At 45.6% G+C, this 20036-nt stretch carries 17 protein-coding genes, 1 tRNA gene and 1 pseudogene; 9 read left to right on the forward strand and 10 right to left on the reverse strand.

Features of this window, described 5'->3' with window-relative positions; all coding sequences use genetic code 11:
* Nucleotides 1-63 precede the first annotated feature (63 nt).
* From L5M11_RS01780 to L5M11_RS01805, 6 genes and pseudogenes are all read right to left on the reverse strand, one after another.
* Nucleotides 64-837 carry a substrate-binding periplasmic protein gene (locus tag L5M11_RS01780; protein WP_263191186.1) on the reverse strand — a complete coding sequence of 258 codons (774 nt, stop codon included), beginning with the start codon at nt 835-837 and terminating at the stop codon, nt 64-66.
* 216 nt (nt 838-1053) lie between these two features.
* On the reverse strand, nt 1054-1431 hold the full coding sequence (locus tag L5M11_RS23930; RefSeq protein ID WP_263186850.1) for a CZB domain-containing protein: 378 nt from the start codon (nt 1429-1431) through the stop codon (nt 1054-1056).
* A gap of 24 nt (nt 1432-1455) precedes the next feature.
* Nucleotides 1456-1914: pseudogene (locus L5M11_RS23935) on the reverse strand (methyl-accepting chemotaxis protein); the annotation flags it as partial.
* Nucleotides 1820-2143, reverse strand: a complete 324-nt coding sequence (locus tag L5M11_RS23940) for a hypothetical protein (RefSeq protein ID WP_263191187.1) — start codon at nt 2141-2143, stop codon at nt 1820-1822. The gene L5M11_RS23940 and the pseudogene L5M11_RS23935, both read right to left, overlap by 95 nt.
* Before the next feature lie 258 nt (nt 2144-2401).
* The gene (gene mgtE, locus L5M11_RS01800) at nt 2402-3775 is read right to left on the reverse strand and encodes a magnesium transporter (RefSeq protein ID WP_263191188.1); all 1374 of its coding nucleotides are present in this window, start codon (nt 3773-3775) and stop codon (nt 2402-2404) included.
* A 19-nt stretch (nt 3776-3794) separates the two neighbouring features.
* Nucleotides 3795-4502 carry a hypothetical protein gene (locus L5M11_RS01805; RefSeq protein WP_263191190.1) on the reverse strand — a complete coding sequence of 236 codons (708 nt, stop codon included), beginning with the start codon at nt 4500-4502 and terminating at the stop codon, nt 3795-3797.
* Between the two features lie 764 nt (nt 4503-5266).
* Between L5M11_RS01805 and L5M11_RS01810 the strand changes: the two genes are divergently transcribed.
* Complete coding sequence (locus tag L5M11_RS01810; protein WP_263191191.1) at nt 5267-6457, forward strand: endonuclease/exonuclease/phosphatase family protein; 1191 nt, start codon at nt 5267-5269, stop codon at nt 6455-6457.
* Between the two features lie 302 nt (nt 6458-6759).
* Nucleotides 6760-7950 carry a class I SAM-dependent rRNA methyltransferase gene (locus tag L5M11_RS01815; RefSeq protein WP_011788387.1) on the forward strand — a complete coding sequence of 397 codons (1191 nt, stop codon included), beginning with the start codon at nt 6760-6762 and terminating at the stop codon, nt 7948-7950.
* Nucleotides 7951-8130: 180 nt separating this feature from the next.
* Here L5M11_RS01815 and rpiA read toward each other — a convergent pair whose 3' ends face one another.
* The gene (gene rpiA / locus L5M11_RS01820) at nt 8131-8793 is read right to left on the reverse strand and encodes a ribose-5-phosphate isomerase RpiA (RefSeq protein ID WP_028761507.1); all 663 of its coding nucleotides are present in this window, start codon (nt 8791-8793) and stop codon (nt 8131-8133) included.
* Nucleotides 8794-9044: 251 nt separating this feature from the next.
* On the opposite strand from rpiA, the gene L5M11_RS01825 reads away from it, so the two are divergent.
* The 4 genes from L5M11_RS01825 to L5M11_RS01840 are packed head-to-tail and all read left to right on the forward strand — an operon-like array spanning nt 9045 to nt 12085.
* Nucleotides 9045-9977, forward strand: coding sequence for a DUF808 domain-containing protein (locus L5M11_RS01825; protein ID WP_219255308.1), 933 nt, complete (start codon nt 9045-9047; stop codon nt 9975-9977).
* A 35-nt stretch (nt 9978-10012) separates the two neighbouring features.
* On the forward strand, nt 10013-10945 hold the full coding sequence (locus L5M11_RS01830) for a 3'-5' exonuclease (RefSeq protein WP_263191192.1): 933 nt from the start codon (nt 10013-10015) through the stop codon (nt 10943-10945).
* A complete protein-coding gene (locus L5M11_RS01835; RefSeq protein ID WP_173243196.1) occupies nt 10942-11100 on the forward strand; it encodes a hypothetical protein in 159 nt (52 codons plus the stop codon). Before L5M11_RS01830 ends, L5M11_RS01835 begins: the two co-directional genes overlap by 4 nt.
* Before the next feature lie 40 nt (nt 11101-11140).
* Nucleotides 11141-12085, forward strand: a complete 945-nt coding sequence (locus tag L5M11_RS01840) for a hypothetical protein (RefSeq protein ID WP_105251671.1) — start codon at nt 11141-11143, stop codon at nt 12083-12085.
* A gap of 106 nt (nt 12086-12191) precedes the next feature.
* On the opposite strand, the gene L5M11_RS01845 is transcribed toward L5M11_RS01840, so the two are convergent.
* Complete coding sequence (locus L5M11_RS01845) at nt 12192-12530, reverse strand: PBPRA1643 family SWIM/SEC-C metal-binding motif protein (protein WP_263149149.1); 339 nt, start codon at nt 12528-12530, stop codon at nt 12192-12194.
* Nucleotides 12531-12911: 381 nt separating this feature from the next.
* On the opposite strand from L5M11_RS01845, the gene L5M11_RS01850 reads away from it, so the two are divergent.
* The 3 genes from L5M11_RS01850 (at nt 12912) to L5M11_RS01860 (ending at nt 16263) form a co-directional block, all read left to right on the forward strand.
* A tRNA-Trp gene (locus L5M11_RS01850) sits at nt 12912-12988 on the forward strand.
* Between the two features lie 670 nt (nt 12989-13658).
* Nucleotides 13659-14870 (forward strand): NnrS family protein, encoded by a 1212-nt coding sequence (locus tag L5M11_RS01855; protein ID WP_263140042.1) that lies wholly within the window; start codon nt 13659-13661, stop codon nt 14868-14870.
* Nucleotides 14854-16263 (forward strand): ammonia-forming cytochrome c nitrite reductase subunit c552, encoded by a 1410-nt coding sequence (locus L5M11_RS01860; RefSeq protein WP_263191193.1) that lies wholly within the window; start codon nt 14854-14856, stop codon nt 16261-16263. Before L5M11_RS01855 ends, L5M11_RS01860 begins: the two co-directional genes overlap by 17 nt.
* A 285-nt stretch (nt 16264-16548) precedes the next feature.
* On the opposite strand, the gene L5M11_RS01865 is transcribed toward L5M11_RS01860, so the two are convergent.
* Entirely contained in the window at nt 16549-18126 is a 1578-nt protein-coding gene (locus L5M11_RS01865; protein WP_263191194.1) for an ATP-binding cassette domain-containing protein, read from the reverse strand.
* On the reverse strand, nt 18123-19724 hold the full coding sequence (locus L5M11_RS01870) for an ATP-binding cassette domain-containing protein (RefSeq protein ID WP_263191195.1): 1602 nt from the start codon (nt 19722-19724) through the stop codon (nt 18123-18125). The genes L5M11_RS01865 and L5M11_RS01870 overlap by 4 nt, the downstream gene beginning before the upstream one ends.
* Nucleotides 19725-20036 lie beyond the last annotated feature (312 nt).

The raw sequence follows: 20036 nt of genomic DNA on the forward strand, positions 1-20036 counted from the left end.
AAGAGCAATAGAGTTTAGCTCTCAGCACTCATCACTTAGCACGTAGAATTTAGAGCAATGGGTTTAGTTGCTAAACCCGATACGTTCGGTCTTCATTGGCGGCGCATCGTTGGGGAGCCAAGTATGGTAAATCGTTGCGAAGGTGCCATCTGCTTTTATCGCTTCTAGGCTGTTTTTCCACTGTTCGATCACATCATTGGGCGTGCCTTGTGAGAAGGCAATGTAAAGATGATTAGCACTAATCGTGAAGAGCGACTCTACATCATCAATGCTCGCGCCTGCATCCGACAGAATACTCGGCGCGGTGAGATTGGCATTACACCAAAGATCGACACGTTGCTTCATCAATTGTTTTGCACTCAATAAGGGCTCGGATGAGGCCGCAACATTCGTAAATCCCAGTTCGAGCAATAGGCGTTCTTCCACCGAGGCACGATAGACACCAATTGCCTTAGCCGTCTTTGCATCATTTATAGTGGTTATTTTTATACCGCTATTTTTTAAGGCATAAAAATTAGTCGTGCCGACAGCAACAGGCCCAATCATAGTAAACATTTGCTCCCTTTCTGCTGTGCGCGTCATAGTAAACAACACAGTATTAGGTTGCTCGGTCAGCATTTTCCAGCCGCGAGCCCAAGGTACTACCTTGATTGGATCTGGGTTGTTTATGCGCTTTTGAATTTCTTGTACTACCTGTACAGCTAAACCATCGGGTTTGCCATCGACAGAAAAGCTGATTGGTGACCATTCTTCGGTATAGATGTTGAGCGGCTGCGCGCGAAGAGAAACTGCGCTGCTAAGGGTGAGTGATAACAATAAACTTGTGACTAATTTCATTAATAACCCTAAAAATTAGAATGTTATAATTGAGTCTCACTGCTTGCTCTTGAAACGATTAAAGATGAAGGCTGTGCTTAAATCAAGTATAGCTAGGGGTTCATTTTCTAAGATTAAATTTACTATACCGTTTTGAAAGATAAAAAAAGAGCGATTGTATGGCGCTCTTAGGTAGGCTTATTTATGGGTGATAGCTTATCTTTCTGTGCTTATATATCACGCTCGATATACATCTCGCATAAGGTTATCAATGCAATGTACAACACGCATACTGGCGTCTTCCATTGAGTGCAGTTGTTTGACCATCTCAGGCAAATTACCTTTTTGTCTCGCATTGAGCGCCGCTTTTCCTGCCTCGTGTACCGCTTTATGTGGTGCATCTAATGCTTTGAAATTACTTAAATGCTGATAATTCTCGGCACCAAATCCTTTGAAATACCATTGCCCTAGGCGGCACTCAGTGTGTGAGTTCACATTGTGGTTATGCTGTGGTTTTTCAATTAATTGATAAACGCTACTTTTCCAGACTGCGTGGTCGAGCTTAGTGGTATTCAAGAATGACGCTGTGGCTGCGTTATGGATAACGTGCTGCATTTGTTTTGAGCGTTGCAGGACATCTTCAACGACTTGGCCAATTTGGGTTGATGAGGTGGCTACATCAACGGCACTACTTTGATTATTATGAACAATTTCTTTAATTTCAGCCGCTTGCGCGACGATTTGTTTCACGAGCTTTTCAATATGGCTACTGGCTTCATGGGCTTTGCTTGCAAGTTGGCGCACTTCATCGGCCACCACGGCAAACCCCCGTCCCGCTTCGCCTGCACGGGCGGCTTCAATGGCGGCATTCAATGCTAATAAGTTTGTTTGTTCTGAAATTCCTTGAATTGCTGCTACAAATTGATTGATTGAAGAGGTCGTAGCATCGAGTTCTGTGACAGCTTTCATGCTGTTCGATGCTTGATCATTAATATAAGTCGCTCTAGTGCCTAAAATTAGCAATGGCCACACGGGTTTGATCAAAAACGTGATTGAGTTCAGACAGTGATTCTTTTTCCGCAGAGAGTAATTCGGCACTGCTGGCTAAGCCTTCGCGTACGGCATTAAGCATATCTCCGCCTTGGTTTTGGCAGGCGATCACTTCAGTGTAGTGGTCTGCATTTTGGCGCGACTGTTGCTGCATGGTCTCATTTTCACGGATCATGCCACGCAGTTCATCTATTTCATTTTGGTGTTGGCGTTCTAGTTGGATGAGTCGCTCTTTAAGCGCCTGATTTTCAGCTTTGAGCTGGGAATTAAACCACATATAAAACCTCTCAAGTCGCTAGGACTATCACTATTGCTTATCGACTTACTGTGACTGGGCTCAGCGGTAAATACTGCAATGTTAATAAAAAGTAAAACGATTCAGGTATGGAAATATTAACTGATCTTTAAGCTTTATTCTTAATTTTTTTAAGGTTATTGAAGCTTTTATGCTTTGCCATAAATGGGTTAGTACTATCGAATGATAAGTGAACCACGCTAAGGTTAACTTAGCTTGGTTCACTTTGAGGTCTTAGGTTTATGGCATAGGTAAGTCGAGCACCACAGTGGCTATGCTGAAATACACGAGTACACCTATGATATCGGCGATGGAGGTGATGAGTGGCGCACTAGCGGCCGCAGGGTCCATCTTTAACTTGCTCAGCAAGAAGGGTAATGACATACCAATCAAGCTGCCAATAATCACCACAATTTGCATTGTGAGTGCCACAACCAGCGCGATTTCAGGTCCGCCGCGCCAAAATCCTAGCAAGGACACTGCCGCTGCCATGCTGGCTCCTAATAATCCGGCGACAAATAACTCGCGCCCTAGCATAGATAACCAATCTTTGAGAACCACTTCCCCTGTGGCTAGGCCGCGTACCATTAAGGTCGACGATTGTGAGCCCGCATTGCCGCCGCTATCGATCAGCAGAGGTAGGAAGAAGACTAAAGAGACATAACTGGCAATGGTGTCTTCGAAGAAGGCGATCCCCGCTCCCGAGAAAATATTACCAAACACCAAGATTACCAGCCAAACCACGCGCTTGCGGTAAAGTAAGCCTATGCTGGCAGTCTTTAGGTTATGGTCGATATTGCCTATGGCCGCGGTTTTTGTGAACTCAAGATCCGCCTGTGAGCTGGCGATATCCATAGCATCATCATAGGTGACGATACCGACGAGCTGGCCTTTGCCATTGACTATTGGCAGCGCCATTAAGTCGTAATGGGCGATCATCTGCACCGCTTCTTCGCGAAAGGCATTGGCATCAAGCGCGACAGGATCGGGTTTCATAAAGTCGACCACTCGCTCGTGCGGCTGCGCCAGCAATAACTGCCTTAAAGATACAGTTCCTATTAAGCGGCCTAGCATATCCACCACATAGGTTTGATAAATCGTTTCTTTATCTGCCGCTTCAGTACGTAGGGTATCGATGGCTTCTGCCGCAGTATGGCGGCTATTCAGTAATGTGTAATCCGAAGTCATGACCGCGCCGACTTTAGCTTTATCATAGGCGGCGAGGGTGCGCATATCTTCCCTTTTGGCCAATGCTAGCGCAGGTAAAATCGCCGCTTGCTGGGTTTCATCGAGCAGATTATAGAGGTCGGCACGTTCATCTGCAGCCATGTGAACCAGTAGCGCAGATAGCGTGGTTTTATCTAATTGCTGTACTAAGCTGGCTTGCAATTCATCGGTTAGGTAGCGAAACAAATTGGCGCAAACCTTAGGTGAGGCCAGTTGCAATAATAGGACTTGTTGAGCTTGATTAAAGACGTTAAATACGGCTGCAATATCGGCTGGGTGGCGTTTTTCGGCTAATTCAGCCATGGCGCTGGCACTGCGTTGCTCGATAATCATTTGCAGGTTATGGATGATTTTTTTAGTGTTGTTTGTGCTGTTATTCATGTTCATAGTTCATTCTCTCAACGATCTAGTGACCAAAGTAAAAAGTGATGTCTGCGCCAAGTTGCAGCGCGTTGCCACGAAGGGCATTGCCTAAGCTCAATTCCAGCTGTAGCTGTTGTTGCGGTGTGTGTTGATAAGCGAACTGATAGGTAGTCTCGCTCAATTCTTTTTGATAAATCTCGGCTATCACGCGATGGTGACTACTGAGTTCATACGCTGCCGCGATACCCACAAGTAATTGGTTTGATTGATTAAATTCATGGGTAAAACCTAAATTGGCATAGAGACTGACATCAGAATCGCCTAAGGTTTTGCCAAAAATGCCGAAGACTTCGGTGGCTAATTCGTTACTGGCATCGAGGTTTTTCTGCAAGTTAATCACCAGTGCGCTGTGCCAATCATCCTGTTGCTGCTCTGGATCTGAGTGGGAGTTTAAGTTGAGTGGTAGCTTAATGCCGACCTCTGCTTGCTCCTCACGAATATCGTCATTGGCATTGGACGCTAATCCTAAATGCCATTCCCATTGATTGCGGCTGCAAGTCGTGGCCGCGTTTAATTGTGGGCCAGCATGATCCGACCTAGGTTGTTGCCAGCCCATTTCTAATTCACAGCGCTCCGCGAGGGCCGGATCATCTACTTCGAGATGGGATGCCGCCGCACTCATGCTGTAGTACAAGCTGATACTTGCACAGGATAAAGATCGCAAAATTGATGTGTTGTTTATGTAAGCCATATTTAGGCTCCTCAGATGTAAACCCATAGGTGTAAATCCATAGGGAAAACGAAGTCCACTGAGGCAAAAAACTTGCTTTGAGATGCAATAAATACACATAACTGAATCCCAGCAAAATGCTGGAATTGCTAAAGCGCAGCCATAGGCTCAGGCTTATTGTCTGTGATTGATATTTTGGGGGAGGCTGAGTGAAGAATGGTTCACACTACTACCCTGCTTAGCAGGTAGCAGCAAATATTGCGGGCTAGTGCTAGGCGTTAAATCCTGTCTTTTGGACAGGGCATCTACTGTCGCTTATGTGTGTGCCCACAGTGGGTCTCCGCAATGATTAAAGTCGCCACATTCTAAGGGACTGAAATGTAAAGTCAACCGCACATGTTATTACATATGTTTTTGTTTGAATTTACACTTTAAGTAAAAGTTAGTTTTATGATCATTCTTGGGCTTGCGTGATTTTGTTGGGAGTGCTGGTGGTTTTGCGTGCTAATCATTGTTGTTTGATTGTTTGTTTTTTGGCTGGTAGCGGTTGATTTTTGTTGTCGGATTTAACTGTGATATTGAATTGTGGTTTTTAACGGTATGACTTATCTCAGTAAGCTGTATTTGAGTCGCCAGAGATGAGTTAACACTTTATCCATAATGGGGGATTTGGCATTAGCGCACTTCGGGTATACCCTTGTCGTGCCTGCGGTGAGTCATTGTGCTCACTCAGATTAAGTCAGATTAAGATAGATTGCTGTATTCAGATTTGGGGGGATTAAGCTGTGGCACACAATATTGATGAGTTGGAATCAATGGCTGCACCTATCGATCATAAGTGCACCGCGAATATCAAGATCGCCAGTATCAATCTGTTTAACTTTATTGAGCCGCCTTTGGCTTACTATGATTTTGAAAATATCTATAGCCATGGGCAATGGCAGAAAAAGTGTCAGTGGTTGAGTGAGTTTCTCGCCCATCGCCAGCCCGATATTGTGGGATTTCAAGAAGTGTTTAGCCCTGAACCGCTCAAACGAATCGCCAGTGAGCAAGGTCTAGGGTATTTTGCGGTCGTTGATGAGCCAACTCTTATCAGTGATTACATTTATCGCAGCCCTGTGGTCGCGCTTGCCTCCCGGTATCCCATAGTGGAAATCAGCAGTGTCGAACCTGATACGCGTTTAGTGGCAGCCATGGGATTATCGAGTGAATTTGCCTTTAGCCGTAAGGTGCTGCGCGCAACCGTTGAAGTGCCACATATCGGCAAGTGTGACTATTATGTGGTGCACTTTAAGTCAAAACGTGCCGGATTAGCGCTCGAGCCTAAGCTATTTGAACATCAGCCTCTCGGACATCAGCCACTTAGTTTAGATAATTTAGCTCCCGCAGCAAGCATGAAACTGCATTCAGAAACCCAACTACTCACAGAGCAAGCCTTAGGCCGCTGGGCATCTACCATGCAGCGCGGCGCAGAAGCTGCGTTATTATTCAATGGCATATTAGTACGTAGGCAAGAATCTAAACATCCCGTTATCGTGATGGGGGACTTTAATGACAGTCTGTCGATGGGCGCCTTAGATGCGTTAACGATACAGGGCGAGAGCATTCACAGTAATGACATTAAAGCCGCTGGCCTTGGGCATTTATCGGATGCGGCGTTAGCGGCGGTGTTTGCTCAGTATCAACTTAAGGATGCCTATGAGTTATTTATTGAAGCGAACTTGAGGGACAGTTTGACTGGCAATACCGCTTACCATAGGGAACACCGAGCGGCGACCCATTACTATGGCCCCAAAGGTTCTGTGCTGGATTATATTTTGCTTTCGAGTGAGTTTGATGCGAGCCATGGCCGCAGTTTAGCGCAAGTGGTGGATTATCAGACCTGCGATAGACACTTAGTCAGACCTGAATATGAACGCGACGCCTACAGTACTGACCATGCGCCCGTCATTGTTGAGTTAGCGCTACGTAGCTAAGTTCTCGTGTTTACTTATTAATTCGTCTTATTTCAAATCATGTCAGTTGTCTTTATCGCGCAGGCATCTTCTCGCTACGGTTTTGTTATCGTTGTTTCATTAACCATTCCTACATCATTTCGCATGAATATCATTCAGAATTAACCGTTAAAATAAGGTATGATCGGCCACCCGTGGATGATGGTAAATAAGCGCTGCGGCGTGTTCGGTACTCGCACTTAGGTGACATTGGGTATATCATCCGTTTCCCATTTTTAGACAGCAGCCCTTTTTTAGTGGCGGCCCTATTTTTAAAGGCAACTATGGCTATCAGAATCAAACTTAAACCCGGCCGCGAGAAGTCACTCGAGCGTCGCCATCCTTGGGTATTTTCCAATGCTATTCATAACATTAAGGGAAAACCTGAAGCGGGTGAGACAGTCGATGTGGTCGCGCATGATGGTCATTGGTTAGGTCGTGGTGCTTGGTCGCCTGAGTCGCAAATTCAAGTGCGGATTTGGACTTTCGATCGCGAAGAAGAAATTGATCGCGCGTTTTTTGCCAGACGTTTACAGCGGGCGCAAATCGGCCGTAACGATCTAATCCGCGAGCAAGGCTTAACGGGTTACCGTTTAGTGGCTGCTGAGTCCGATGGTTTACCTGGGATCACCATCGACAGATATGCCAATGTGTTGGTGTGCCAGTTACTGAGCACAGGTGCTGATTTATGGCGCGATACCTTAGTCGAGCTATTGGCTGAGCAATATCCTGATTGCGCTATTTATGAGCGTTCCGATGTGGATTCCCGTAAGAAAGAAGGCCTGCTGCCTGTTACCGGTTTACTGCACGGCACTCTGCCTGAAATGCCGGTGATTATCGAAGAAAACGGCATCAAGATCGCCGTCGATGTGATTAAAGGCCATAAGACAGGTTTCTATCTCGATCAGCGTGATAACCGCGCCATTGCCGCCCGTTTTGTCAAAGATAAATCGGTATTGAACTGTTTTTGCTACACGGGGACTTTTGGTCTGTACGCTGCGAAAGCAGGTGCTGCCAGTATTGAAAACGTCGATGTGTCTTCTCTCGCCTTGGCGACAGCGCGCCTCAATATGCAAGTGAACGGTTTGAGTGATGACAATGTGCATTACAACGAAGCCGATGTGTTCAAGTTGTTGCGCCAGTACCGTGATGAAGGCAAAACCTTTGATGTGATTGTGCTCGACCCGCCTAAGTTTGCCGATAACAAGGCACAGTTAAACGGGGCTTGCCGTGGTTATAAAGACATCAATATGATTGCATTGCAGTTATTGAATCCGGGCGGCGTGTTATTGACCTTCTCTTGCTCAGGATTAATGCCTGCGGATCTGTTCCAAAAAATCGTGGCCGATGCCGCGCTCGATGCGAAACGTGAAATCCAGTTTATTGAACGCTTAAGCCAAGCGAGCGATCACCCTATCGGTAGCGCCTTCCCAGAAGGATTCTACTTAAAAGGTCTAGTTGCCAGAGCTTGGTAAGCCAGCGTTTGATATAAGCTGTCTGCGATGGGCAGCTGAGTCAGATAACATTGAACTATAAAAAAGAGCTATAAAAAGAACCATAAAAAATGCCAGCCCTTTGAAAAAAGTGGCTGGCATTTTTACAGCGTATTTTGACATCAGCAGCCTTGTGACTGTGATAGGATTTTTACGCTTAACTTATTTGGCAGTAAAGGTTTTGACGCCATCAGGGGTGCCAACGAGTAACACATCCGCACCGCGTTTGGCAAACAGACCGTTAGTCACTACACCGACTATTTCATTGATCTGACTTTCTAATTCTTTTGGATTAAGGATCTTAAGATTGTACACATCGAGGATCACGTTGCCGTTATCGGTAACAACGCCTTCACGGTACACAGGATCGCCGCCAAGTTTAACGAGTTGACGCGCCACATAAGAGCGTGCCATCGGAATGACTTCTACTGGCAGTGGAAATTCGCCTAGTATGTCGACTTGCTTAGTGTTATCCACGATACAGATAAACTTCTCAGCCACTGCCGCGACAATTTTCTCGCGAGTTAATGCCGCGCCGCCACCTTTAATCATATCCATGCGGTCGTTGATTTCATCGGCACCGTCCACATAGACAGATAAACGATCGACGCTGTTTAAGTCATAAACGGGAATACCCAGCGCTTTCATTTTCTGAGTTGATGCCTCAGAGCTAGAGACTGCGCCTTCGATATCGGCTTTCATGGTCGCCAGTGCATCGATAAAGTGATTCACAGTCGAACCCGTACCAACACCAACAATGCTGTCTTTTTCAACGTACTTAAGTGCGGCCCAACCGGCAGCTTTTTTCATTTCATCTTGAGTCATGTTGACATCCTGTAACGGCAAATGAGTAAAAAATTCTGGGCTTAGTATACTCTTTTCCGATAAATAATGTGGCGCAATTCCACCGTGGGTGTGATCTAGATTGCTGGCATTTTCACATTAGCAAGCAGTCCCAATAACGTAAGTAACTTAAGCAGTTAAGTTGGAAAGCATTTCGCTATACGCAACTAATCTAACTAAGCTACTATGGCAAAAGCAGAATGGTTTATAGATGATTTGTAGAGGGATTTAGCATGGCAGGCGCGAGTTTATTAACCTTACTCGACGATATCGCATCGATTTTGGATGACGTAGCGGTAATGAGTAAAGTGGCGGCAAAGAAAACCGCGGGTGTATTGGGGGATGATTTAGCCCTCAATGCCCAGCAAGTGACGGGCGTAAGCGCCGATCGTGAATTACCCGTCGTGTGGGCGGTGGCCAAGGGATCATTCCGTAATAAGTTGATTTTAGTGCCAGCAGCAATGCTTATCAGTGCTTTTATTCCCTGGGCTGTCACCCCTTTATTAATGTTTGGTGGACTGTTTTTATGCTACGAAGGGTTTGAAAAACTGCATCACAGCTATAGCCATCGAAAAGGCCAGCAACAACACGAAACCCAAGTAGAGAATGAGTTACCTGAGATTAAAGATTTCGCCGCCTACGAGGCCGAAAAAGTCAAAGGGGCGATTCGTACCGACTTTGTGTTATCGGCGGAAATTATTGCCATTACCCTTGGTATCGTGGCGGACAAATCCCTATCGACACAGTTTTTTACGTTAGCTGTCATAGGGATAGTCATGACCATAGGCGTGTATGGTTTAGTGGCGGCAATTGTGAAAATGGATGATGCGGGTTTGTACTTGAGTCAACGTGAAGGCGCCTCTGTATTAACTCAAATGAACCGTAAATTAGGTTTTGGTTTATTGAGTGCAGCTCCCGTATTAATGAAAAGTTTAACGATTATTGGCACGGCAGCCATGTTTATGGTGGGCGGTGGGATTTTAACTCATGGCCTACACCTAGTCGGCGAGCAAATCCACCATGCTGAACAAGCGGTTGCTGCCATTGATGTTGTTGGACCTGTGTTTGCTGTGCTGACGCCAAGTATTCTTAATGGCTTATTTGGTGTCGTTGCTGGCGCTGTTGCACTTATTGCGATGACAGGAATACAGAAATTGCGTAGTTAACTAGCTGCGCGCATCAACCATCAAGGATGAGCACGATGAAGTTAATGAAGTACTGTGTCTCCCTGAGTAAGTTGGCTTGGTTACGTAAAGAGTTTGGCAAAGATGCCGATGGGTTAATGGCGGTAATGGATGCTGCTGGCACGGCTTATCTTGATAACCTCAATGCCTTGACCGAGCCGCTGAAAAGTGAGCGGGTATCGGCCGAGGCTGAAAATGCGATTAAAGCTAAAACTCAACTTCAAGCGCAGCGTCAGTGGGCGTATTTGTGGCTGCAGCAACGTATCGCTCTGACTACACGTATTGATGATATTGAACTTGCAGCATTAGCAGCTTTTGAATTTCAACATGTCCGCATCGAGGTGGTTGAGCCGTCGGAGTTCGATGCGGTTGTCGCGCGATTACAGGTTGATCAAGTCTTAGGTTTTGATACTGAAACCCGTGCAAGCTTTGAGCGCGGCGTGCAACACCCCTTGAGTCTTATCCAAATCGCGACAGCGAATACCTGTTATTTATTTCAGCATGCCATTCTGGGAGAGCAATTTATCCAGTTAAAAGCCTTATTAGAAGATGAAACCATACTCAAAGTCGGGGTTGGTTTACGCAGTGATGCACACGCTCTCAGGCGGCAATGGGGCATTAATGTCGCCTCAACATTAGATTTAAATTGGGCACTGGCTCAACTTGGAGCGGAGAAGGAAATGGGGACGCGTCAATTAGTTGCGGCGCTTTTGGGTGCTCGTATCGACAAACCTAAAAAAGTCACCTTATCAAATTGGCAGCACGTGCCTTTATCCAGTGCGCAAATTCATTATGCCGCAGCCGATGCCTTGGCCGCACTCAAATGCTTCAACGCGTTAATCACTCAACTGACACCCTTTTATGATGCATCGAGTGCCGCAAAAGCCGCATTATTAATTCCTTCAAGTTTGATAGTGCCCTTGGCGAAATATTTTAAGGATGCAGAATGAAACACAAAACCCAAGATGCTGCAAAAGTTAAAATCATGCCATTACATTCGGATGTGAGCTCGCAAGGCACCAGTACTTTAGGTTTGATTTATCGCGTACTTGGCATCTTGCTTCTGTTAAGTGTTATCACTTTTGGGATTAATGCTTGGGCATAGATAGCGGTATTGCCAGCCGTCGAAAATAAAGGAGAACACTATGTTAGATGCTATTTGTGAACTCGAAACAGAGGATCATTTAATTGCGAGAACGACTTATAGTGTTTTTAAGTTTCAACAATTACCCGATGAGGATATCGAGCGTTTGCGGCAATGGTTAATTTGCCCCGCCTGCGGTGGTAAAGCATATTTCCGTAAAGCCTCAAAAGACGGTAAAGCCGCTTGTTTTGGCTCGCGATATCACCAAGCTGATTGCATTGAATTTAAACCTTCGGCACAAAAATCCCGTGAGGAGCAAGATGCCATTGAAGTGCAGCAACAGCTGGTGGATGCCGATGCGTTAATGATCGATTTTAGCCGTAAACCTCGTCGCCATACGCCTGCAAACAAAGTTTCGACAACACAGGCATTAAGCAGCAAGACTGAGCCAACGCCTAAATTGTCCTCTATGCCTGAGTCATCGAAAGCGTCTGTTGCATCGTCAGTGGATGATCGGATACAAGAGTCGAAAACAGGCTACCAAGTTAACACCGCTGAACATACCACTGAAAAACGAGTGCCTAGCCAAGGGCTCGAAAAGTTACTCCACAGTTTATTGCGCGGTACAGATTTGGCAAAATCGGATCTCTGGGTATACACAGACGCTGAGCGAAAATACCGTTGGCGGGCGAAGAACCTGTTTGTCAATTTTGCCGATGCGGACCCAAGCGACAATAAACCCCACATGTATTGGGGCACGATATCCCACACTGACCCGACGATGAGTTGGCTTAACCCCGCCGACAGCAAAGATATCGGCATTCCTATCGATGGGATAAAGCAACCATTATTAGCGCAATTTGAAATAGAAGATAAACGCTGCTTTGAAGGTGCGGGTTTGATTTTATTTGGTAAATGTTTTTGGAATAAAGAAAAGACCCGCAAAATTATTCAGCTATGGAATAACGATTTGCAGCGGATTTTTATCTCAAAGTTGGAAGATTAATTGGCTTTGGGGAGAGAAACTAAAAAGAGGGGAGAAAAGGGGCTATTCCCGACGCACAAAAGCGTTACAGCAAAAGTCCCTATCTATATCACGCTGATGAAAGCGCTTACTTGCCGCAGCACTTCTTGAATTTTTGACCGCTACCACAAACGCAAGGCTCGTTACGATTCGGTTTTTTCTCGAAAGTCGTGGTCTTAGGCTTATTTAATAAACCTTCTAATTCAACAATATCTTCAGCGACGTCGGCATTGACTTCGATATTGGCGAGCAGTTGGTGTTCGGCAACTATCGCGGCAACTTCGAGTTTACGCGCTTCGTCGGCAACAATTAATTGTAATGGTAATGCTTCTGTACCCGGTTTAGCGGCACGCTTAGTGTTGTAGCCATAGCTTTCGTGCTTCGGCTTAGGGGTTTTACGACCCTTGAAGAAAAATTTGTCAGACATGAGTGGTTCCGTCGAGCTGTGTATGAAATTGACGATGCTTATACTATAAAACGCCGATTTTATAAATCGAACTCAGATCTTTTTTCGATAAATGCGCGTCTTTAACCCTTAAGAACCTCAAAATGGCCGAAACGGCACACTTATTCGACGTCATCAAACTGATTTGTTGTGGGATCATTTAGTCGAGTTACTATTAACCTATGGGCTCTAAACTAAGTATCTACTACGTCATTAAGCTAATATGCGATGGCTTTTTAATCTCAGTGGCAGTTAAATCAACAGCAATAGCCTAACTTGTTTGAAAAACCTTCAGTTAATGAGTTTTGCCATAAAAAGTACTTTACCTTTGGAAGTGCTTTTAGCATAATGCCCCACGTCAACAGGGGTGTAGTTCCAATTGGTAGAACAGCGGTCTCCAAAACCGATGGTTGCGGGTTCGAGTCCTGCCACCCCTGCCAAATAAAACAACGGCTTGCATAGAAATATGCGAGCCGTTTTATTTTGCGTAGAATAAAACGTAGAAAATGATTTTGCTTGGATTGAATAACTCGCCATTTTTTAACGCTACCAATTGTCGGTACTATTTCCACTTTTCTGTCGTAACCCTCCACATAACTGCGGCTTGTAGGCTATTTACTGTCAATGCTTGTTCATCAAATAGGTTGTTGGCTAAGTCACTAATCCGCCAGTTTCTAGCCTGATAATCGATGCTAAAGCGAGTTACCACATAATCATCTGCAACTGTTATCGCCGTTATAAATTGAGCTGCCTGTGCTATCAAAGTCTTGGCTGTGTTCGAAATAAGATAGGCCAATAAAGCCACGGTTATTTAAATCAAAATGGTATTTCTCCCATCTAAAATTTACCAATGTGTGACTGTTTGTGCCGTTACCTGTGTAAAAGTTTGCATCGAACCTTTGTCCATCATGAACCCGCAGTACATTGATCAAGCCTATTAGCCGTCAGAAATGAGTATTCCACGACACTTTATTTTTTGTTCATCTTTGGGATCTTAGTTCCAAAATCTAAGATTTAGTTTGAATTGAAGGTCATAACAGTACAATATAAGGGCTATATTGAATACATCTTAAGTGTGTTCATCATCGTTCTGCTACTCGGCTAACAACTATGCTAAATATTGATGATCCTACACAAACCGAACGTACTCACGCGTTATGGCGCTTAGGCTTTAGACCTTTTTTCCTCGGGGGAGCAATATTAGCTGCGCTATATATCCCTTTGTGGCTATTAACTTGGTTTACTCCCCAATATAGCTTTTTCCCTTCATCTTTTTGGAGCAAGATACTGCCGCTATGGTGGCATCCACATGAAATGTTGTTCGGTTTTGCTATGGCAATTGTGTGTGGATTTTTGCTGACAGCCGTGCAAAATTGGACCAACCAACCCACATTAAAGGGATGGCCACTCGCATTGACCTTTAGCTGCTGGTTACTGGCACGATTATTACTCTTACTTCCAATGCAGGTTCCGCTCATTTTGCCCGCCTTGTTTGATTCATTGTTCCTTGGTATGGCAAGCCTTACCCTATGGCGCTGCATTTATAAGGTGAAGCAATGGCGCAATATTGGTTTTCCGATCATGTTGTTTGCTGTACTCGTGATTAACAATGTCAGCTATTACGCCCTTTTTGAGCGCGACTTTATTCTTGCCAACCAGATCTGGCAGGCGATGTTATGGTGGTTAGCCTTACTTATCACCATAGTCGGTGGACGTGTCATTCCATTCTTTACCGCGATGCGCATTAAGGCCACTAAAGCAGATCCCTTAACTTGGATTGAATACCCGCTGATCCTGACGATGATCTTGCTCGTCATTCAATCACTCATCCACCTTATACCTCTGGAAGTCGAGCGAGGCTTACTGCTCATTGCGGGGCTTTTACAGCTGGTCCGATTTGCACGCTGGTTACCCCATAAAACACTGAAAGAACCTATGCTGTGGTCCTTGCATCTTGCCTATTTAATGTTGCCACTCAGCCTGTTAGCCATGAGTTGGTATCTCGATAATGAATATGCCTATCGCAGTTTGCTTCACCTATTTGCTATTGGTTGTATGGCTACCCTGTGTCTTTCGATGATTTCCAGAGTGTCACTCGGGCACACAAGTCGAAATATTTATGAGGGCCCTAAGATGATCTTGGCATTTATTTGCCTACCGTTAGCGGCACTGCTCAGGGCATTGATGCCCATCTGGTTTCCGGCCCACACCCAAGTCTGGTTATGGTTGGCTGGCAGTTGCTGGTTTATCGCATTTGCACTGTTTGTATGGCACTACTTGCCGATACTTTCTCGCCCCCGTATCGATGGGCGCCCAGGTTAATATTGATGTTAGGACAAAAGGATACAAAGTGAAAACTTATTTTAAAACAGTCACATTGCTAAAAATGATTTGCTTGCTCGCCATAACTACATGTACATCTGTAGCGGCTTCCGATACTAGCAATCAACAAAAATATCCTAACCAATATCAATCTTGGCAAGCCACCTCTGAACAAGTTGAACGCGAAGATATGCTCGCCAATTATCCCGCCAGCATCATACTCTGGGCAGGATCTTCCTATGCCAAAGAGTACCATAGCCCACGTGGGCACCATTTTGCCGTTGCTGATGTGACGCATACTTTACGTACAGGTGTCCCCCCTAAAGCAGGAGAGAAAGGATTATCCGCCAGTTGTTGGACCTGCAAGACACCGGATGCCCCTAGATTGATTGAACAACTGGGATTTGAAGGATACTCCGCTAAAAACTTTACCGATCTGGGCAAAGAGATCCAAAGCGTAGTGTATTGCAGTGATTGCCATGAATCTGGCACTAATAAGTTAACTTTACCTCGCCCCCATGCCCAAGAGGCTATGGCTAAAATTCACCTGCCATTCGATAAACAAGATACTAATATGCAAGGTGCGCAGGTATGTGGTCAGTGTCATGTCACTTACTATTTCCGTCCGGAAAAAAGTAATGTTGTTAATATTCCCTGGATTTTTGGCAGCACAGCCGACGATATTGAAAAATATTATGACACTCGCCGCTTCTTCGAATGGATCCATCCTCTTTCGAAAACGCCCATACTCAAAGCACGTCATCCTGAGTTTGAACACTGGAGTCGCAGTAAACATGCCGAAGTCGGTGTCACTTGCATTACCTGCCATATGCCTACCCAGCAGGATGCAAAAGGTGTTGAATTTACTAGCCACAAAGTTGATAAAGCCTTACCGCATTTTGATAACAGTTGCAGTGGCTGCCATAGCAGTAAAACCAAAATTGAAACCAAGCTAGCGGCCAATAAATTAACGATTGAGACCAAAGCTCGCGAAGTTGAAGCTCTGCTCGTCAAAGCCCACTATGAAGCCAAAGCGGCATGGGATGCAGGTGCTAAATGGGAGAATATGAATGAGCCAATTATGGCGATACGACACAGTCAGTGGCGCTGGGACTTTGCCATGTCTTCACATGGTTTGTATGCACATAATCCACAAGAAGGTAAGCAGCTTTTAGATAAAGCCATCGAACAAGCGAACGAAGCACGTCATCTGCTCGCTGGAATATTGAAGCAACTTAACGTGACTCAAGTTACTTATCCAGATATCAGTACTAAGGAAAAGGCCCATCAAGCGATAGGGTTAGTTGAATCGGATTTAATCAAAGAAAAACAAAAGTTTATTGAAGAGGATGTTAATAAAAACTGGCACCCTGTCGCAAAATATGGTTACTAGTTTATTAACGGGTAGCTGATAATTTGAGGGATTTTAAAGCTCAAAAGCGAGAGGAAGCTTGAGTATTTATGCTTTGATTCAGTGAGCGTTATGCCAACAAGGCTTGGTCGGTTCTACAGTAATGCTCATCTTCTTTGCACGAGCAATAACTGCAGTCGAAATGATTCATGTCATTTCGGCTGCAGTACATAACTCATTGATATGTTGGTCAGTAACGACAAATTAATCACTGTAATCTGTGTAAGACATCTGTAATTCAGTTTTTTAATGCGTAGAAAGCCGATCTTACTTTGAGGCAACTGATTGATGAAATTCTATTATCTTGGTTGGCTGCCAAAGTGATTGGTTTCGGTGCGAAACTAAAACCAATGTACAACTCTGTTCGCAAATAGCCTTGGCTACACGCTTTTCTGTCTCCTCATCCAATGCCGAGGTGGCCTCATCCATTATCAGAATCGGCGCATTTTTGATAAGCGCGCGTGCTAAGGCAAGCCTTTGGCGTTCTCCTCCCGATAACCCTGCGCCTTGCAAGCCGACTTCTTGGTAAATGCCCAGTTCTGATCTGTCTAATACTTCATCCAGTGCCACTTGGCGTGCCGCTTTATCTACGGCTTGATCGTCGGCATCAGGGTTACCAATACGAATGTTACTGGCAATGGTGCCTGTAAAGATGAGTGGATCCTGCGGCACATAGGCGAAAAAGCGGGCAAGTTCAGCAGCAGGGATTGAAGTGAGTGGCACTTTGCCCAAAGTGATCAGGCCTAGGGTGGGATCATCAAAGCGCATCAATAACTTAAGTAAGCTGGTTTTACCTGAACCGCTCGGGCCACAAATCAGCACGCGTTCACCTGGCTCGATAGTGGTATTGATATTTTGCACCGCAGGGGGAAATGTTACGTTATTCAATTCGATTGTATGATTGTTCGGTGTCTTTTGTTGCACTTGGCTTGGATCTTTGAGCATTGGCGCATGAGTCGCTTGTCGATAGTGTTTAATAGCCGCTAACTGATCATTAATGCTTATTGCCGCCACGGCGAGAGTTTCAAGTGGCGCCGCCGCGCGCATGGTCAACATCAAGACAGCGAGCAGCATTGTCGTATTGTTTATACCGGATAGCACCAGATAGAATGCCATGCCTGCAATAGGTAAAAAACTGGCGATAGCCGACAGTAATGTTGCTATGGCAGCGGCGCGATTAGTTCGTTCCAGTGCGATTTCTTGTGTTTGCCAGTTTTGCTCTAACCGTGTTGTTGCGCCGCTATATCCTGCTGCTGTGCGCAGTAACTCTAAGTGGTCGATCAGTTCAAGGGTTGACTGATCTGCTGCCAATTCAGTGTTGTTTCGGTCCATATCTGCGCGGGCAAGGGCTCGTTGCGCCATACTCTGAATCACAAATGACACGAGCAACAAGTTCGCCAACATCAGTACCAGTGGCATGCCACCGATCAATCCTATGCCAAAGGTAATGCAGAGCGGAATAAGCGGTGCATGAATAAATACCTGAAATTGATGTGCCGGAATACTCATAAAGCCAGGAATACTCCGAGAGACAGTTTCTATGAGTAGTGTCCTGACACTCGGTGTAAACCAAGAGAGTTTCGCTTGTTGCATGGTCGTGCCTAATGCACTGTAGAGCGCATTGGCGAGCCTTGCGCCAGCCCAAAAACCTGAACGCGAAGCCAGTATTGTGGTGAGTATGGTTATTGCGGCAATCGATAGCAGTTTTTGCGGCGATTGCTGCTGAGTAATGGCTAAAGCCAGTTGAATGTAGCATGCCGCTTCCAATATGGCCGCCACAGCCCAACCGCAGGCAACAGGTATTAAGTGTTTTATGGCTGCGTAATCTTGGGGACGATTTATCATTGGCTTTCTCCTTCCTTGTGATGATGCTTGAGTGCGAGCTTGTCATCCGCCAACTCGGCAAGCGTTAAGTCATGGGTGACCATCACAATCGTTTTGTGGTTTGTTTTTGCGTGATGGCGTAGCGCTGTGAACACGTTAAACGCCGTTTCGCTGTCTAGGGCCGATGTGGGTTCATCAAGCAATATCACCCTAGCGGGTGAAAGAAACACACGGGCAAGATTAACGCGTTGTATTTCACCGCCAGACAGTGTGCTTGCATGAGTATTTAAGGGTTTATCCAATTGCGCGCAGTGTAATGCTGCTAAGTAATCGTCATCCGTGGCATAAGGTGCGGTGAGCGCGAGATTGTCGGCGATGGAGGTTGCCAGTAGTCCCGCACTTTGCGGTAATAGCATGATCGCGCGATTAATCGAGGCTTCATCCATCTCTTTGAGTGCCATACCAGCGAGTCGAATATCTCCGGCATGTAGCTGCTCCATGCCAGCTAATAAGCGCAGTAATGTGGATTTGCCAACACCACTGATCCCTGTAACTGCCGTCACTCTGTCAGATCTAAATTGATAGTTAATGGGCACAGATTGATTGCTTGTAGACAGTGAAGGCACAACATTCGTGAGGGTGAGCGGCATAGGTGTATTAAGCTCAATATTGCCGTTACCAACAGGAACTCTCGATTGCTCAAGAAAATCCGTTAGCCGCTGAGCGGCAGCGCGGCCCGTGGCGAGATAATCAAGCCCATGCCCGAGCTTTAGGGCTGGCGTGACTATGGCCAGACTGAAGAACAAGGCTGCAGCAAGGTTTTCTGGGGGCCATTCATACCCGATGGCATAGACAATGGCAAAAGTACAGACAGCCTGCAGTAGTGATGTGGCCACGGCGACTGAAGTTGATACCTTGCTTACCCGCTCAAGAATATCCCCAATAAAATGTGTCGTTGCCTTTTGGTAATCGGCCATAGCACCAGTTTGTTCGCCATAAATGCGAAATACAGGCGCACCACGGGCGTAGTCATCTACTGCTGCAGTGATATTTCCCATCACATTGACTCGTGCTTCACCCTGTTTTGCAGCAAGCCTTGGGATCACCACCAAATAGAAAAGTGCGGCGACTAGGCCTGGGATAAGGGCAAGTAATGCCACTAAGTCCGCGCTTAAGATCAGTAAACCGATAGTGATGGCAGGGACAATGATAAAGGTTGCTAGCTCAGAGGGTAAATGCGCGATCATATGATGCAATGACGCTATGTCATCGACCATTAATCGCTTTAACTTTTCGCCCTTATATTTTGCCAAGGTACTTGGTGGCAACCTGACAAGATGCGCTGCAACATGACGCCTTAATCTTCCAGAAAATTGCGCCTCAGCATTGTGGTTAACCCAAGATGCGCCAGCTGATAGCAACGCTGACACGACCCCAAATATGAGCGCCCCCGCTAACCATAGTGAATGATGGCCTGCAATAAGTTGAATCATGCACCAGAGTGCACTTAGTGCCGTCACGCCAGCACCTACCGCTAGCAGCATTCCGAAAGTGAGTGCGGGAATCGCCGGACGTAGGGCGAAGGCTAATGTTGAAGTGGGACTGAAAAGTCGCTGCATTTTAATGTTCACCTAAAAAATCGAAGTGGAACAGGCTGGGCTTCGGTCTGGAAAGTGTGATTAACACAAGGCCAATGAAGCGATGAAGTCTTGATATTGCAGAGTAAAAAATAGTCTGAGTGCCAGAGTTTATGGGCAAATGAACATCCACGAGCCAAATTCCTTGTTTCATAAAAATTGAACCGCCATGAGATGGCGACCATATTAAGCGGTCATTTTTATTTATCAACACAGTGTTGATAAATTTTTTGAACGGCGATAATATAATTGATAATTATTCTCATTGGCAACAAATCTTTCGTATAAGGAGTT

It is taken from the genome of Shewanella sp. SM87 (assembly GCF_025653705.1).
Classification (GTDB): domain Bacteria; phylum Pseudomonadota; class Gammaproteobacteria; order Enterobacterales; family Shewanellaceae; genus Shewanella; species Shewanella oncorhynchi.

What these genes read in the sequence shown, in the direction of transcription:
- L5M11_RS01865 (WP_263191194.1), bottom strand. Translation starts at nt 18,126, where the DNA reads ATGATAAATCGTCCCCAAGATTACGCAGCCATAAAACACTTAATACCT.
- L5M11_RS01845 (WP_263149149.1), bottom strand. Translation starts at nt 12,530, where the DNA reads ATGTCTGACAAATTTTTCTTCAAGGGTCGTAAAACCCCTAAGCCGAAG.
- mgtE (WP_263191188.1), bottom strand. Translation starts at nt 3,775, where the DNA reads ATGAACATGAATAACAGCACAAACAACACTAAAAAAATCATCCATAAC.
- L5M11_RS01835 (WP_173243196.1), top strand. Translation starts at nt 10,942, where the DNA reads ATGAAACACAAAACCCAAGATGCTGCAAAAGTTAAAATCATGCCATTA.
- L5M11_RS01825 (WP_219255308.1), top strand. Translation starts at nt 9,045, where the DNA reads ATGGCAGGCGCGAGTTTATTAACCTTACTCGACGATATCGCATCGATT.
- L5M11_RS23940 (WP_263191187.1), bottom strand. Translation starts at nt 2,143, where the DNA reads ATGTGGTTTAATTCCCAGCTCAAAGCTGAAAATCAGGCGCTTAAAGAG.
- L5M11_RS01840 (WP_105251671.1), top strand. Translation starts at nt 11,141, where the DNA reads ATGTTAGATGCTATTTGTGAACTCGAAACAGAGGATCATTTAATTGCG.
- L5M11_RS01815 (WP_011788387.1), top strand. Translation starts at nt 6,760, where the DNA reads ATGGCTATCAGAATCAAACTTAAACCCGGCCGCGAGAAGTCACTCGAG.
- L5M11_RS01780 (WP_263191186.1), bottom strand. Translation starts at nt 837, where the DNA reads ATGAAATTAGTCACAAGTTTATTGTTATCACTCACCCTTAGCAGCGCA.
- rpiA (WP_028761507.1), bottom strand. Translation starts at nt 8,793, where the DNA reads ATGACTCAAGATGAAATGAAAAAAGCTGCCGGTTGGGCCGCACTTAAG.
- L5M11_RS01870 (WP_263191195.1), bottom strand. Translation starts at nt 19,724, where the DNA reads ATGCAGCGACTTTTCAGTCCCACTTCAACATTAGCCTTCGCCCTACGT.
- L5M11_RS01805 (WP_263191190.1), bottom strand. Translation starts at nt 4,502, where the DNA reads ATGGCTTACATAAACAACACATCAATTTTGCGATCTTTATCCTGTGCA.
- L5M11_RS23930 (WP_263186850.1), bottom strand. Translation starts at nt 1,431, where the DNA reads ATGCAGCACGTTATCCATAACGCAGCCACAGCGTCATTCTTGAATACC.
- L5M11_RS01855 (WP_263140042.1), top strand. Translation starts at nt 13,659, where the DNA reads ATGCTAAATATTGATGATCCTACACAAACCGAACGTACTCACGCGTTA.
- L5M11_RS01830 (WP_263191192.1), top strand. Translation starts at nt 10,013, where the DNA reads ATGAAGTTAATGAAGTACTGTGTCTCCCTGAGTAAGTTGGCTTGGTTA.
- L5M11_RS01860 (WP_263191193.1), top strand. Translation starts at nt 14,854, where the DNA reads ATGGGCGCCCAGGTTAATATTGATGTTAGGACAAAAGGATACAAAGTG.